The organism is Arthrobacter sp. 10N44_2, assembly GCF_056394385.1.
The window spans coordinates 115652-129802 of sequence record NZ_JBFTHT010000011.1 but is presented as its reverse complement, the minus strand read 5'-3'; the positions used below and the strand labels follow the sequence as shown (position 1 = coordinate 129802).

Sequence of the window (14151 nt, the reverse complement as noted above, 5' to 3'; positions counted from 1 at the left end):
GGGCGACGATGCCTTGGAATATAGGAGTTCTTGGGGCCGGGCCGGGCGTCGCGGCCCTGCATCTGCCGGTGCTGGGGCGCCTGGCGGAGCTGTTCAAGGTGGTGCACATTGCCGATGCGGGAAGTGGGCGCGCCCAGGGCCTGGCCGAAAGGCTTGGTGCCCGGTGGTCAGTGGGGGAGGCGGACCTGCTTGCGGACCCGGCAGTCCACCTGGTGGCCATCTGCAGCCCGCCCGCTGAACATGCCCGCCAAATCCTGGCGGCTGTAGCCGCGGGGAAGCCTGCCATCTTTTGCGAGAAGCCGTTGGCCACCAGCAGGGAAGAAGCCGACGAAGTCATCTCTGCCTGCCGGCTCGCGGGAACGGTCCTTCTGGTGGGGACGAACCACCTGTTTGACGCCGCATGGGGGCGGGCCAGGCATCATCTTGTGGCCCTCGCGGGCCGGGTGCAGGCGATCTCCGTGACGCTGGCGCTCCCGCCGAATGACAGGTACCACCGGCTGGTCGCCGAGGGCGGCCCTTTCCAGGCCGCCCGGCGGGGACGCCTGGACGTCGACAGTCCTGCGGTTGCGGCCGGCGTCCTGCGGCAGCTGCTGACCGGTCTTGCGATCCATGATCTCCCGGCCGTGAGGGACATCGCGCCAGGCATCGACGAGGTTGTCTACGCCAGGGTCGCTCCGCCAGTCGGCTACCTTGTGGGGTATCGGGCCGGCGGAATCCTGGTCCAGTTGGCGCTTACCATGCTTCCGGAAGGACCGGATGCCCTCTGGAGGATGAATATCGCCACCTCCCACGACCGCATCGAGGTGAATTTCCCGCCAGCCTTTGTCCATGCCGGAAGCGCGGCCACCCGGGTGCGAAGCACGGACGGGCAGTGGACGGAGTACAGGCGGGATCCGGAAGACGGCTATATGGCTGAGTGGCGCCTGCTTGCCTCGCTCCTTGAAGGCGGGGTCCCGGTGGAGTACGACGAGCTGCTGGCTGACTCGCACTTTGCAATCGACCTGGCCGATGCTGCCGCAGCCAAGGTTCTGGAAGGGGTGTCGCAATGAGTTCGGCAGATCCAGGGCTCGGCATCTTCACGGTGTTGCCCTCCTATGTCGCGGCTGTCGCCGAGCTTTCCGTCAGTGCTGCACTCACCAGAGACGTCAGTGGGGCGGTGGCTGTGGTGCCTGGATCCGGCGATTGGTGGCAGGGCATGCTGGACGCCCGGGCCAGGGGAGCGGCGGCCGTGGTGGTTGCGGACCCTGCTGCGCTCCCGCAGAAAGGAATCGGAGCCCACCCGTGGCCCGGTGACATCCCGGTCATCGTTGAACGTCCCCGGCTGCGCCCGGATGTGGTTGCCGATGCCCTCCGGGCCAGACGAGGCAGGCCGGCCCGGATCGTCACCGTCGAGTGCGCTGCCCCCGCGGCAGGTCTTGAAGCGGTAATCCGCGACGGCTTGGGCTGGGCCCGGTCACTGGTCCGGGGCCCGTTGACGCTCCAGGTGTGCAGTGCCACGGCGCAAGCCAGGATTGCCCTGCTGGATTCAGGGGGATCCGCGGGCGCGGCAATACCCGTCACCCTGGGGGCGACGGCGGCAGCGGGCCTTCACGCCGACGGCCTGCTCCAGGTGCTGGGCCTCGGCGAGGTGCGAACCGAAGTCACCGTGGACCAGCAGGCCGGGCTGACGCGGCTGGAGACGTCCACCGGGGACGGGGCACTAAGGGCTCCGGAGCGCTATGAATCATCAGCCCGTCTGGCGCTGCGCCGGGCTATCGAGGCGCACTCTTCCGGTCAGCCCGGAACGGACCTGGCTGAGCTGCTCGAGGACATGTCCCTCACGCGCGCCGTGCTTGCCACATAAGGGATGCCCGCCACAGGCGTCTAATTCACGCATTCTTTTGTTGCTTTCAAACTAAAGTGCGGTAGCATGAGTAACGGCGCCGGGGTTCCTTCCGAACCCGTTCTCCGTCGTGATGGTGCGCCGGAGGCACAATACGTCGCGTCGACGGCCCGATCGTTCGGGTAGATCACTATGCCACTTTCACCTTTGAGACTCCGTCTCCTTGTTATCTCCCTGCTCACGGTTTCGTTCCTCGGGGCCTTGGACCACACCGTGGTGTCCACATCCCTGGCTACGGTTGCGGGTGAGCTGGGCGCGCTGAAGCTCATGAGCTGGGTTGTTGTGGGATACACCCTCGCGAGCACAGTGCTGCTGCCGGTGCTCGGCAAACTAGGTGATGTCCTGGGAGCCCGCCGGATCTTCCTCGGTTCGCTGGTGATGTTCCTGGCGGCCTCCCTGGCCTGCGGGTTCTCGCAGGACATGGCCTGGCTTATCGCCGCGCGCGTCCTGCAGGGGATGAGCTCCGCGGGCCTGCAGCTGATGTCGCAGACCATCATCGCCAGGGTCACCTCGCAGCGGGAACGTCCGCGCTACATGGCCATCATTGGCGCAGCTTTCCCCATCGCGGTCCTGGTTGGACCCGTTCTCGGCGGCGCCATCACCGATTACTGGGGATGGCAGTGGGTTTTCTGGATCAACATCCCGGTGGGCGCTGCAGCCCTGGCCCTTGCCCTGGTTGCGGTTCCCCACCTGGAGCCTGGCCCCATGCCCCGCCACTTCGATGTTGCCGGGGCGGCTGTATTTACTGCTGCACTGGTGGCCCTTGTCCTCGCCGCCACCTGGGCCGCAGAACGCAGCGCGGGCCCCGCCACCGCTGCCGCGCTCGCGGTCAGCATGCTGGGCTTTGTTGCCTTCTACTTTGTTGAGGGCCGCGCACCCGAACCCATCGTCCCCCTGCATTTCTTCGCCAACCGGACCATCGCGGCAGGCACCGCACTCTCGGCGATTATCGGCGTCGGCCTCTTCTCCATCACCGCCTATTTGCCCACATACGTCCAAATGGCGTACCAGACCACCGCCACCGTGTCCGGGCTCGTGCCGATCGCAACCGTGTTCGGCATGCTGACCAGCAACCTGCTCACCGGATGGCTGGCCAGCAGGACGGGGCGGTACCGGATCTTCCCCATCCTGGGAACATCGTTGGGGGCCGCCGGACTCTTTGTGATGGCGGTGCTGCCCGCCGGGCTTCCGCTGTGGGTTCCCATGATCGTCATGGCCGTTGTTGGGATGGGCACCGGCGCGTTCATGAGCCTGATCGTCACTGTGGTCCAGGGAGCTGTTCCGGCCAGCCAGACCGGCACCATCACCGCGACCATCAACCTGGTGCGGCAGGTGGGCTCAACAGTGGCGACGGCGATTATCGGCGGGGTGATCGGCTTCGGCGTGGCGGCCCTTTTGCCGGCGGGCCTGGACGCTTCCACCCTGACCCCGCAACTGGTCAAAGGGGCCGCTCCGGCAGTCCAGGCCAGCGTGGCTCAGATCTACGGCTCAGTCTTCACCCCCATCTTTATTGCCTTGGCGGCCACCTACGCCGTGGGAATAGTCGCGGCGGTCCTGCTCCCGCACGGGCGCCTCTCCGACGAACCCGTTCCCGCCCCCCAAACAACTTCCGAATCCCTTTCGGCCTGATTTCAAAGGAGACAACATGTCCAACCCAACCATCGCCATCGTCGGCAGCGGGCCCATCGGCTCCACCTATGCGCGGGTCCTCCTCGAGCAGGTCCCGAACGCGCGGGTGGTGATGTTCGAAGCCGGACCGCAGGTGACGGAGGTTCCCGGCGAAAGCGTCCGCAACATTGCCGACCCTGGCGAAAAGGCTCGTGCGCGCGAAATGTCACAGGGGCCGCAGGCCGGCGCCTACCGGGAGTCGCTCGGCATCCCGGCAGCCACAGTCACCGAGGGCATGTTCACCGCGCGCCAGGGAACCCACCTTCTGGACTTCGGCGGCGCGGGCTCCGCCCACGCCTCGAGTTTTCCCGCGGCGGCCGCGGCCACCAACGTGGGTGGCCAGGGTGCGCACTGGACCTGCGCGACGCCGTCGCCCGCCTTCAGTGAAAAAGTCCCCTTCATAGCTGACGACGAATGGGACGGTCTGATTGAGGACGCGAAGCAGCTGCTGCACGTCCACAGCGCAGCGTTTGCCGACTCCGCCGTTGGTGAGGCCATTCGGACCCTCCTCGATGAAGAGTTCGGCGCGGAGCTGCCGGATGGGTATGGCGTGGGCACCCTTCCGGTTGCCGGGGACCCGCAGCCCGACGGCTCCGTGCGCTGGGCGGGGGCCGACGTCGTCCTCGGCCCGCTGATCGACAAGGACAGCCCGCTCTCGAAGCAGTTCGAACTCCGTGACCTCACCCTGGTCCGCCGCGTGGAACTGGACGGACACCGGGTCACCGGTGTCACCGTCGAGGACCTCCGCACCGGGGAGAAGTCATTCGTGGCAGCAGACATCGTGGTGGTGGCCGCCGATGCCTTCCGCTCCCCGCAGCTCCTCTGGGCATCCGGTGTGCGGCCGCAGGCCCTCGGCCACTACCTGACCGAGCATCCCGTGGTCATCTCCACGGTGGCGTTGGACGCCGAAAGGATGGGGCGGTACGCCACCGAAGAGGACCTTGAGGCCGAGCTGGCCCGGCGCGCACTGAACCCGGCAGACCCCGTCGCGGCGGTCAACCGCATCCCGTTCTCAGAGCCGGAACACCCCTTCTCCGTCCAGGTGATGTACACAGAGACCACGCCGTTCCCAATGGAGCCGGGAACCCCGTACTCCGAGAACCGCTGGGGCTACGTCAACATGGGCTACGGCATGCGCAAGCACCCGCGCTACGAGGATGCCGTCACGTTCGACGACAATGAGCCGGACTACCGGGGATTCCCCAACATGAGAATCGAGTATGCGCTCACAGAACGGGAAAAGGCGGAAATCGCCGAGGCAACCGAGCGGCTGCGGCGGGCCGGCAAGGCCCTTGGCGCCTTCGTGGCCGAGCCCAGGCTCATGCCGAACGGCTCGAGCCTGCACTACCAGGGCACCATGCGCATGGGTGAAACCGACGACGGCACCTCGGTGGCGGATCCCTGGTCACGCGTGTGGGGCTACAACAACCTGGTGGTGGGCGGAAATGCGCTCATTCCGACGGCAACGGCCATGAATCCCACGCTGATGAGCGTGGCCATCGCCGTCCGCGGTGCCCGGAAGGTTGCTGAGGAGCTTGGTTCGCAGAGTGCCTAGGTCAGCTGCTCGTTGGGGCTCAGACGCCCGCCAGCTGTGGCCGGGCTGACGTCGAGGCACGGATAACCTGTGGGTATGAAGAACCTGGACCTCAACCTGCTGCCCCAACTGCAGGTCCTGCTGGAACTGCGCAACATCTCCCGGGCAGCCGAGAGGCTCCAGCTCAGCCAGCCGGCCACCAGCGCCGCAATGGCCAGGCTCCGGCGCCATTTCGACGACGAACTCCTGGTGCGGAACGGCCGCACCTATGACCTCACGCCCTTCGCACAGTCCCTGGTCCCGCTGGTTGATGAAGCCATGCTGCACATCCAGCGGGCCACGCGGGTGCGGTCCGGCTTCGACGCCGCCACGAGTGAGCGGGAGTTCATTATCGCCGCCTCGGACTACGCGGCGGCCCTGATCGTGGGGCCGCTGCGGGGGATCCTGCGCGAGGAGGCCCCCGGAGTGTCGGTGGATTTCGTTCCCACAGCCAAGTCCGGGATCCAGGGCCAGATGGCTGACTACTCAAAAATCGACCTGCTCGTCGGGCCCACGGGATACCAGATGCAGGGCGCCAGCAAGCAGCTGTTCCGGGACAGCTTTGTTGCTGTGGCTGACACCGGAAATCCCCTGCTCCAGCGGCCCCGGCTCACTGTGGAGGACCTGGCCACCGTTCCCCACGCCGTCGGCTATTTCGGTGAGGGAATCAGCACCCCGGCGGACAAGCTGTTCGAATCGCGAGGTATCCAGCGCCGCGTGGCGGCTGTGGTGGCCGGGTTCCTGTCCCTGCCACTCCTGGTGGAAGGGACAGACCTCGTGGCGCTCGTCCCCGGGATGCTGGCAGCACGGGCCCAGCGCGGCGCGGATATCGTTGTGCTGGGGTTCTCCGAAGGCGCTGAAGCGTCCCTCGTGGAAGCGATGTACTGGCACCCGTCCCAGGCGGAGGACCCTGCCAGCGTCTGGCTGCGTTCCGTGGTCCAGCGGGCCTGTTCGCGGCTGCACGAACTTTTCCCCATCACCGCGCACCCGGTAACTATCCACGCGGCGGATACCACCTAGAACCAAAGCGCCGTTCCCCATCCGGACCATCCCTGCGAAAGTCGAAGAAACGCACTTTCGAAAGGGATCCCCCATGCCTGTCTCCAGCCAGCGCCTCGACGGCAAGACCGCCGTCATCACCGGAACGGCCAGCGGCCAAGGCAGGGCGGCGGCGCTCGCCTTCGCCGAGGCGGGCGCCGTGGTGGTGGGCTGTGACATGGACGACGACGGCGCCGCGGCCACCGTCCGCCAGGTCACCGCCGCCGGGGGCCGGATGAGCAGCAGCCGGGTTGACCTCACAGACGAGGCCGCTGTGGCGGCATGGGCGCAGGACGTAGCCGCAAACCACGGCCAGGTGCACATCCTGTATGCCAACGCGGCGGTCACCCGCTTCGCCCCGGTGGAGCAGCTCACGTTTGCCGACTGGAAGTGGAATGTCGAACACGAGATGGATGTGGTGTTCCTGCCGGTCAAATACTTCTGGCCACAACTGATCCGGGTGCGGGACGCCGCCATCGTGCTGGTGGGATCCACGGCAGGAGTTAGCGGTTCCATGACCAACGGCCGGCTGGCCCACACCGCCACGAAGGGGGCCGTGGTGGCCATGACCAGGCAGCTCGCGGCCGAAGGGGCTCCGCATGGACTCCGCGTCAATACTGTCAGCCCCGGAATGATCCGCACCGCAGCGACCGAGGGCAACCTCCTGGCCGCCGACCACCCCATGCGGTCCATCGCCGGCAGCATCCCGTTGGGCCGGATCGGCACGCCGGAAGAAGTGGCCAAATGCGCGCTGTTCCTGGCCTCCGACGAAGCGTCATACGTGACGGGCGCCAACCTGATGGTCGACGGCGGCTGGTCGGCCGTGCTGCCGGGCTAGTTGGAATCGTGCACCGCGTCAGCGCATGGCGTCGGAGACAGACTTTGCTCCGCCGTGGCCCGACTGGCCGCCGTCCACCGGGATCTCGGCGCCGGTCACGAAGGACGAGAGCGGGCTGAGGAGGAACAGCACGACGCTGGCCACTTCCTCCACGCTTCCAGTGCGGCCCAGCGGGGTCTCGGCCAGGGTGGCCTGCCTGAATTCCGGCTTAGCGCTCGCCGTCATGGGCGTTTCGATGAAGCCCGGATGGACAGTATTAACGCGGATCCCCCGCGGGCCGAGTTCCATGGCGGCCACCTGCGAGAGTCCCCGCAACGCCCACTTGCTGGCGGTGTAGGCCACCGGATAGTGCGCGGTCAGGCCTGCGACGGAACCGACATTGACGATGGATGCGGCACTGCCCATCAGCGGTGCGAGCGCCTGGATCCCCAGCAGGCATCCGGCGACATTGACTTCATAGACGCGCTGCAGGTCAGCCACAGAGGCATCCAGCAACCGGCTCCGCTGGGTGATGCCTGCATTGTTGACCAACCCGTCCACCTGCCACCCATGGGACTCGATCCAGGAAGCGAGTTCGGACCAGCCGGAGGCATCGCTGACGTCCAGCTGCCGGTACACCAGCGCACCGGCCGAAGGCAATGACATGGCGGCCAGCTCGGCCGGTTTGTCCACTGCTAGGTCTGTGGCAATGACGCGGGCCCCGGCCTCCACCAGCATGCGAGCCTCGGCAGCGCCCTGGCCCTGGCCAGCGCCGGTGACCACCACGGTCCGGCCATCGAGCTGAAGGGAGAGCACCCTACGTCCCGGAAGGAACCGCAGCGGCAACCCGGTTGCGCGGACGCTGCCGGGCACGCACCAGGGTCCCGGCGTTACGGCGTTCACCTACCGTGTTCTCGATAGTCCCGATGCCTTCCACCGTCATGCGGACCACGTCTCCCGTCTTCAGCGGCGGGGGAGTCTTCGCGCCGTTCCGTCCCCAGAGCTCCGCGAGGCAACCGCTGCCGCAGGTGCCGGAGCCCAGCACATCGCCGGGCCGGACCACGGAGTCCTGCGAGGCGTAGGCCACTAGCTCGGCGAACGGCCAACCCATATTGGACAGCAGGTCCTGGCCGATGGCTTTCCCGTTGACTTCCACGGCCATGGAGATCGGCAGGAACCCCTCGGCGTCGTGCAGGTCCTCGAACTCATCCGCGGTGACAATCCAAGGCCCCAGCGTATTGGCGAAGTCTTTGCCCTTGCACGGCCCCAGGCTGACTCTCATCTCCCGGCGCTGCAGGTCCCGCGCCGACCAGTCGTTGAGGACGGTGTAGCCGAAAATGTGCCGGTGCGCCTCCGCTGCAGTCAGGTTCCGGCCGTCGCTTCCGGGGACGCGCCCGACGACGGCGGCTACCTCGGTCTCGAAGTCCAGGTCCTCGCAGCCCGCCGGAATACCAATCACCTCGCCGGTGCCGGTCACCGTATGCGGGTTGGTGAAGTAAAAGGTGGGCGCCTCGTACCATTCGGGCACCACGCCGGCCACGCCGTCGATGCTCTTCCGCACGCCTTCGACGTGTTCCTCGAACGCGACAAAATCCCGGATGGTGGCGGGCGCCAGTGGGGCGAGCAGCTGCACGTCCGCCAGCGGAACGGCCGGGCCAGACCCGATGATCCGCCGGGCCAAACCCAGGGTCGCCTCGAGCCCTGCTTCCAGGAGTGTCTGAACCGTCTGGCCTGCGGGCAGGGCATAGCAGTTACCGCCGTCGACGAAGCCGGACTGCGTCCCGCCGTCGTGGTTCCAGCTAGCAATCTTGACCATAAAAAAGTCCTTAAGCTGTGCGGCGGGCGGCGAGGAGGGAAGCGGGCGTGATGCCGAGGGCAGCGGCGTTGCCGGACAGCACCCTGGCCTCGTCCTCGGCGGAAAGCTGTGCCTCGATGACCTCGGCCGCGGGGCGGTCGGAGCCCATGTCGAACGGGTAGTCCGAGCCCAGCAGGACCTGCTCCGGGCCAGCGGCGGCCACGAGCGCCCGCAGTTCAGCCCGGCTGTGGACCAGGGAGTCGAAGAACAGCTTCTTCACATACGACGACGGCGGCTCAGCACAGCCGCGTGCCTCCGGCCGGACCCTCCAGGCGTGATCGGAGCGGCCAAGGCTGGTGGGAAGGTAGCCGCCGCCGTGCGCGGCCAGAACCAACAGGCTCGGGTGCCGGTCCAGGACACCGCTGAAGATCAGGTGGGACAGGGCCACCGCGTTTTCCGCGGGCTGGGAGACGGTGTTGGCGAGGTAGAAGCGGTCCAGCCGCTCGTCCAGCGAGCAGCCGAACGGGTGCAGGAAGACCAGGGCACCAAGCTCCTCGGCCCGGCTCCAGAACGGTTCCAGCCTGGGGTCGGACAGCTCAACGGTGCTGCGCTCCGGGTCGGCGGGGGTGGCGGCGAACGAGCCGATTTCCACGCCTAGCAACCCGCACTCCAGCATGGCGTGTTCCAGGGCTTCGACCATCAAGGAAGGGTGCTGCAGCGGGACCAGGCCCAGGCCGTTCAGCCGTTCCGGGGCGCGGGCCACGAACTCCCGCACCGCCTGGTTGGCGGCCCTGGCAACCTGCAGGGCCAGCTCTTCCGCGGCGAAATAGTAGAAGTGCGACGGCGACGGCGAGACGAGCTGCACGTCCACGCCTTGGGCGTCCATGTCCGCAAGACGGCGGTCCAGGTCCGTCAGCTGCGGCCAGCGCTCCTTGATCATTTTTCCCGAAGCGGCCATCGACTCTGGTCCGTTGCGCCGGACTTCCAGAGCCTGTTGAGCGCCGAAGCCCTCGGGATCAGCTTCGGCCACCAATTGCTGCAGGGCCGGAAGCAGGATGTGGGCGTGGACGTCCACGGTGGGTTTTTCAGCAGGGCCGGTGCTCATGCGGGCTCCCTAACAAAGCTGGAGACTGAATGCATGAGGCCCGGAACGTTGGCGTCCCGGACGCCGTCGAGCATCCACTGGCCCAGCTGGACGGAGGCGTCGACCACTGCTTTTGCCCGGTCCAGTCGGCGGTCGGTGAACTCTTTCCAGAGTGTCTCGGTGATCTCGTCGGCGCCGATCAGGAGATCGGCCAGCACGGCTGCGTCTTCCATTGCCATGGCAGCACCTTGCGCGATGGTTGGCGGGCAGCTGTGGGCGGCGTCGCCGATGATGACGGTGCGGCCGCGGTTCCACGGCCCGTCCACCAGGTGGGTAGTGAACCAGGTGTAGTTGATACGGGCGCTCTGGTCCAGGTTGGCGCGGATCTCGTTCCATGGGCCGCCGTAGGCTGCGGCGAGTTCGGCCATAATGCGCGGGCCGTCCTCGTGTTTGCGCTCCTGGGCCCTTTCCACGAGGTAGGCATAGATGGTGTCCGGGCCGGTGGGGCAGTAGCCGGCAATAAAGCAAGGGCCGCCGTACGTCAGGTCGGTGCGGACCACGTCCTGCGGCCGTTCCACGAACGCGCGCCAGATGCCCATGCCCGTGGACCGGGGTTCAACATCGATGCCGATGGCCTTGCGGACAGCTGAGTGCAGGCCGTCGGCGCCGATCAGGAGGTCGTAGCGGTCGGTGCCGCCGTCGGAGGTGCTCACGGTGACGGAACCGCCGTCGTCCGTTATTTCGGTGACCGTCTTGCCGTAGCTGATCCGTGCGTCTGCCTGCCCGGCACGCTCGCGGAGGATGGCGGTGAGGTCGGGGCGGTACATGCCCAGGGTGGCTGGGAGGTCGTCGCCGCCGGTCCGCATGTCATCCAATACGGCGATGACGGTGCCGGCGGGGTCTGGGGCGCGCAGGCCGAGGGTGCTGAACGCGTAGCCCTTCGCCTCGATTTGCTCCCAGACGCCCAGCTGGCGGAGGACCCGCAGGGCGTTCCCCTGCAATGTGATTCCAGAGCCAAGGGTTTGCGGGGCATCGGCCTTCTCCAGGATTTCAACCTGGATTCCCGCGTCGGCCAGCAGGATGGCGGCGGTCAGTCCCGCGGCTCCCGCCCCGACGATTCCGACGTTCTGTACTGCTGCCATCGCTGACTCCTTTGTATTGACGGCCTGACTGATGATGGTTGTGGTGCTGTTGTACTGAAAGCTACCGGAGGGCGATCGGGTTGACGGGCGATCCGACGGCGCCGGTAATGGGCAGGGGCGCCGCGGTGAGCAGGAAGTCGTACCTGCCGTCTGCCGCGCAAGCCTCCGCGAGGCCGTCCGGGTCCCACATTTCGCCGAGGAACAGCCCAAGGTTGGGGATGGCGATCTGGTGGAGGGGCTGGAAGGCGCCGTCGAACTCGTTGGGCCGGACCTCGAAACCCCATGTGTCCGTGGCGATCCCCGCGATTTCACTGCGGTGAAGCCAGGGTGCGGTGCTGAAGGACAGCCCCGGGGCTGAGCCGCCGGCGTAGTCGCCCCAGCCGTCGCGGCGCACCCGGGTGTGCTGTCCGGTGCGGATCACCAGGATGTCGCCCCGGCCAACCTTTGAGCTGGGGCCCTGCAGGTCGATGGTCCGCTGGAGGTGTTCGGGGGTGATGGCGAAACCGTCCGGCAGCTCGCCGTCGTTCCTTCCCAGCTCTGGTCCGAGCGCGCGGCCGACGTCCAGCAGGACGCCGCGGGTGACGATCTTGGCCGCGGCGGTTTCGATGCCGGTGACCAGGTCGCCTTCGGAGGTGACCACGTCCCCTGCGGCGCGGCCGTTCCAGGCCTTGCCCTGGTCGAAGATGTGGCCGAGGCCGTCCCACTGGGTGGAGCACTGCAGCGGCATGGCAATGACGTCGTCCGCGCCGCCGAAGCCGTGCGGGAAGCCCTGGTTGCCGCGTTCGGCGTCCACCCCGGTGTCGGTCATGGTGTGGACAGGGTTGGTGCGTCGCCGCCAGCCTTTCTGCGGTCCGTTGGTGTCGAACGGCTGGGACAGCGAGAAGGCCTCGCCCGTCTTTACCAGGGCTGCTGCTTCAATGCGCTTGTCCGCGTCGATGAAGTTCAGGGTCCCAAGGACGTCGTCCTGGCCCCAGCGGCCCCAGTTGTTGTGGGATTCGGCCATGGCGCGGATGCTGCCGAACGGATCCTCACGCCGGATGACCGGGGAATCGGTGGCTGATTCCCCGGTGCCGGTGGTGGTTGGTGCTGTGTCCTGGCTGGTCACGGCTGGCTGCCTTCAGTGACAACTTCGTCCTTGCAGTGGATGAGCTGGGTGCCCAGGCCCGTAATGGTGCCCTCCATGACGTCGCCGTCCTGGAGCAGCCTTCCCCAGTGCTGGCCGTTGCCGGCGGGGCTTCCGGTGAGCACGAGGTCTCCCGGGCGCAGCGGCATGATCTGGGAGGCCTCGCTGATCAGCTTGGCGACACCGAAGATCATGTCTGAGGTGGACTCGTCCTGCATGGCCTTGCCGTTGAGCTTCAGCGTGACCTGGACGTCCTGCGGGTCGCCGAAGAACTTGGCGGGTACCAGCAGCGGTCCGGTGGGCAGGAAGCCGGGGGCGTTCTTGGCGCGGTACCAGTCCGAGCCGATCGCCGGCATGTCCTTGCGGAACACGTACTCACGGGTGGTGATGTCGTTGACCATGGTGTAGCCGAAGACGTAGTCCAGGGCTTCCTCGGGGGTGACCCGGAACGCCGTCCTGCCGATCACCGCGGCCAGTTCAAGTTCCCAGTCGTGGGACTTGGAGTAGGCAGGCAGGGTGAGGTCGTCCGTGGCGGACGCGATCGCCGTCGGGAGCCCGATGAAGAAGTACGGCGTTCCCTGGCCCGCGCGCTTGTCCATCATCGCGGCGGTCCGGTCCCGGACTTCATCCTCGTCCTGGCCGGGTTCGCGGTGGGCTGCGGCGAGGTCGATGACGTGCTTGCGGTAGTTGGCGCCGGTCTGAAGGACCTGGACAGGCTCTACCGGGGCGAGGACCTCGATGTCGGCCATCGCCAGGCCGGTGTCCTCGCCGGCCGATGCGGCGATGGCGTCCAGCTGGCTCTCGGTGGTGTCCCAGTGCTCGATCAGTGTATTGATCTCCTCATTCAGGGCTACGACGCGGTCGCCGACCAGCAGGCCCGCGCGGGCCTTGCTGTCACCGGTCTCCTGGAACCGGATGAGTGCATATTGTGTTTCGGCCATGGTGTCCTAGCCCCGTCCCTGCTTGGCGTAGGGGTTCAGGAGGGCTTCCTTCATTTCGGGGGAGGCGCCTTCTTCGGTGGCGGTAAAGCCTTCCGCGGGAGGGAAGGACTCGGTCATGGAGTGCGGCATGGCGCCGTTTTTGTAGAAGTTGTTGGAGCCTTCGGAGGGCTTCCAGGTGTTGGCTTCCCAGTCCGGGACGTAGTTGCGGTATCCGCCGGAGTTGAGCTCGACGCGCAGGCCAGAGGGGTCGCGGAAGTAGAGGAAGTTTTGCTCGCCCACGCCGTGGATGGAGGGGCCGTATTCCATGGCGGTGCCGTTTTCCATCATGACATCCGCGGTGCGGAGCAGGTCTTCGGTGGCGTCCACCCAGAAGGCGATGTGGTTGACGCGTCCCGCGCGGCTGGAGGTGTCCAGGACCACGCCCAGGTCGTGGGACTTTTCGTTGGTCGTGAGCACGGAGAAGACGGTGATGGGTGCCTCGTCCAGGTCCACGAAGGCCATGACGCGGAAGCCCAGCGCCTCGTTGTACCACTTGGCGAAGCCTCGGACATCGGAGGAGGCCACGGTGACGTGGTCCAGGAAGCGGGGCGCTGCGGCGTGGCTGCTGCGGCGCTCCGGCCGGTCCGGGTAGGTGGACTCGAAGCCGGGCTCAGCCACGAACTTCTCAACGTCGAAGAAGAGGCGCATGGGGTGGCCATAGGGGCCGGTGAATTCGTAGGCCTTGCCGTAGCCGTGGCCGCCGGGGGTCCAGCTGCCCTGGACACCGGTTGCTTCGACGCGCTGGGCTGCGGCTTCCAGGGCGGTCTGGGAGTTGGCGCGCCAGGCCATCCGGCCCAGGGAAGCTTCCGGACCTTCGGTGAGGACCAGGCTGTAGCGGTAGTAGTCACCCCAGCAGCGCAGGTAGACGTTGCCGTCCACCCGGTCGATGATGCGCATGCCGAACTTTTCCTCGTAGAACCGAGCCGAGGCTTCGACGTCGGGAGTGGTGATTTCGAGGTGGGCAAGATGGGAGAGGGGAGTTTCCACGTTGAATTCCTTCTAAGTACTGATTGCCTTGAGTGGGGTCGCTGCAGGTCTAGTAACCAGAC

General features: G+C 66.9%; 13 protein-coding genes. 6 read left to right on the top strand and 7 right to left on the bottom strand.

Translation table 11 applies throughout. From position 1 onward, the window contains the following. Positions 1-8 precede the first annotated feature (8 nt). The 6 genes from AC1DBX_RS13325 (at position 9) to AC1DBX_RS13300 (ending at position 6999) form a co-directional block, all read left to right on the top strand. Positions 9-1049, top strand: coding sequence for a Gfo/Idh/MocA family protein (locus AC1DBX_RS13325; RefSeq protein WP_476931958.1), 1041 nt, complete (start codon positions 9-11; stop codon positions 1047-1049). Then, positions 1046-1843 (top strand): hypothetical protein, encoded by a 798-nt coding sequence (locus tag AC1DBX_RS13320; protein ID WP_476931957.1) that lies wholly within the window; start codon positions 1046-1048, stop codon positions 1841-1843. The genes AC1DBX_RS13325 and AC1DBX_RS13320 overlap by 4 nt, the downstream gene beginning before the upstream one ends. Positions 1844-2029: 186 nt before the next feature. Continuing rightward, positions 2030-3511 (top strand): MFS transporter, encoded by a 1482-nt coding sequence (locus AC1DBX_RS13315; RefSeq protein WP_476931956.1) that lies wholly within the window; start codon positions 2030-2032, stop codon positions 3509-3511. Positions 3512-3527: 16 nt separating this feature from the next. Then, a complete protein-coding gene (locus tag AC1DBX_RS13310; RefSeq protein WP_476931955.1) occupies positions 3528-5105 on the top strand; it encodes a GMC oxidoreductase in 1578 nt (525 codons plus the stop codon). A gap of 75 nt (positions 5106-5180) precedes the next feature. Continuing rightward, a complete protein-coding gene (locus AC1DBX_RS13305) occupies positions 5181-6143 on the top strand; it encodes a LysR family transcriptional regulator (RefSeq protein ID WP_476887614.1) in 963 nt (320 codons plus the stop codon). 73 nt (positions 6144-6216) lie between these two features. After that, the gene (locus tag AC1DBX_RS13300; protein WP_476887613.1) at positions 6217-6999 is read left to right on the top strand and encodes an SDR family NAD(P)-dependent oxidoreductase; all 783 of its coding nucleotides are present in this window, start codon (positions 6217-6219) and stop codon (positions 6997-6999) included. 18 nt (positions 7000-7017) lie between these two features. On the opposite strand, the gene AC1DBX_RS13295 is transcribed toward AC1DBX_RS13300, so the two are convergent. The 7 genes from AC1DBX_RS13295 to AC1DBX_RS13265 all read right to left on the bottom strand — a co-directional run bounded on the left by AC1DBX_RS13295 (position 7018) and on the right by AC1DBX_RS13265 (position 14089). Beyond that, positions 7018-7794, bottom strand: coding sequence for an SDR family NAD(P)-dependent oxidoreductase (locus AC1DBX_RS13295; protein WP_476931954.1), 777 nt, complete (start codon positions 7792-7794; stop codon positions 7018-7020). Between the two features lies 1 nt (position 7795). Beyond that, on the bottom strand, positions 7796-8794 hold the full coding sequence (locus AC1DBX_RS13290) for a fumarylacetoacetate hydrolase family protein (protein ID WP_476931953.1): 999 nt from the start codon (positions 8792-8794) through the stop codon (positions 7796-7798). Between the two features lie 10 nt (positions 8795-8804). After that, the gene (locus AC1DBX_RS13285; RefSeq protein WP_476931952.1) at positions 8805-9878 is read right to left on the bottom strand and encodes an amidohydrolase family protein; all 1074 of its coding nucleotides are present in this window, start codon (positions 9876-9878) and stop codon (positions 8805-8807) included. Then, complete coding sequence (locus AC1DBX_RS13280; protein ID WP_476931951.1) at positions 9875-10999, bottom strand: FAD-dependent monooxygenase; 1125 nt, start codon at positions 10997-10999, stop codon at positions 9875-9877. The genes AC1DBX_RS13285 and AC1DBX_RS13280 overlap by 4 nt, the downstream gene beginning before the upstream one ends. Before the next feature lie 61 nt (positions 11000-11060). Continuing rightward, positions 11061-12104, bottom strand: coding sequence for a cyclase family protein (locus AC1DBX_RS13275; RefSeq protein WP_476931950.1), 1044 nt, complete (start codon positions 12102-12104; stop codon positions 11061-11063). Then, positions 12101-13063 (bottom strand): fumarylacetoacetate hydrolase family protein, encoded by a 963-nt coding sequence (locus tag AC1DBX_RS13270; RefSeq protein WP_476931949.1) that lies wholly within the window; start codon positions 13061-13063, stop codon positions 12101-12103. Before AC1DBX_RS13270 ends, AC1DBX_RS13275 begins: the two co-directional genes overlap by 4 nt. Positions 13064-13069: 6 nt before the next feature. Then, positions 13070-14089 carry a VOC family protein gene (locus tag AC1DBX_RS13265; RefSeq protein ID WP_476931948.1) on the bottom strand — a complete coding sequence of 340 codons (1020 nt, stop codon included), beginning with the start codon at positions 14087-14089 and terminating at the stop codon, positions 13070-13072. Between the last annotated feature and the right edge of the window lie 62 nt (positions 14090-14151).

Coding starts and splice junctions, on each gene's coding strand:
- AC1DBX_RS13270 (WP_476931949.1), bottom strand. CDS start 13,063: ATGGCCGAAACACAATATGCACTCATCCGGTTCCAGGAGACCGGTGAC.
- AC1DBX_RS13300 (WP_476887613.1), top strand. CDS start 6,217: ATGCCTGTCTCCAGCCAGCGCCTCGACGGCAAGACCGCCGTCATCACC.
- AC1DBX_RS13285 (WP_476931952.1), bottom strand. CDS start 9,878: ATGAGCACCGGCCCTGCTGAAAAACCCACCGTGGACGTCCACGCCCAC.
- AC1DBX_RS13305 (WP_476887614.1), top strand. CDS start 5,181: ATGAAGAACCTGGACCTCAACCTGCTGCCCCAACTGCAGGTCCTGCTG.
- AC1DBX_RS13290 (WP_476931953.1), bottom strand. CDS start 8,794: ATGGTCAAGATTGCTAGCTGGAACCACGACGGCGGGACGCAGTCCGGC.
- AC1DBX_RS13310 (WP_476931955.1), top strand. CDS start 3,528: ATGTCCAACCCAACCATCGCCATCGTCGGCAGCGGGCCCATCGGCTCC.
- AC1DBX_RS13325 (WP_476931958.1), top strand. CDS start 9: ATGCCTTGGAATATAGGAGTTCTTGGGGCCGGGCCGGGCGTCGCGGCC.
- AC1DBX_RS13320 (WP_476931957.1), top strand. CDS start 1,046: ATGAGTTCGGCAGATCCAGGGCTCGGCATCTTCACGGTGTTGCCCTCC.
- AC1DBX_RS13280 (WP_476931951.1), bottom strand. CDS start 10,999: ATGGCAGCAGTACAGAACGTCGGAATCGTCGGGGCGGGAGCCGCGGGA.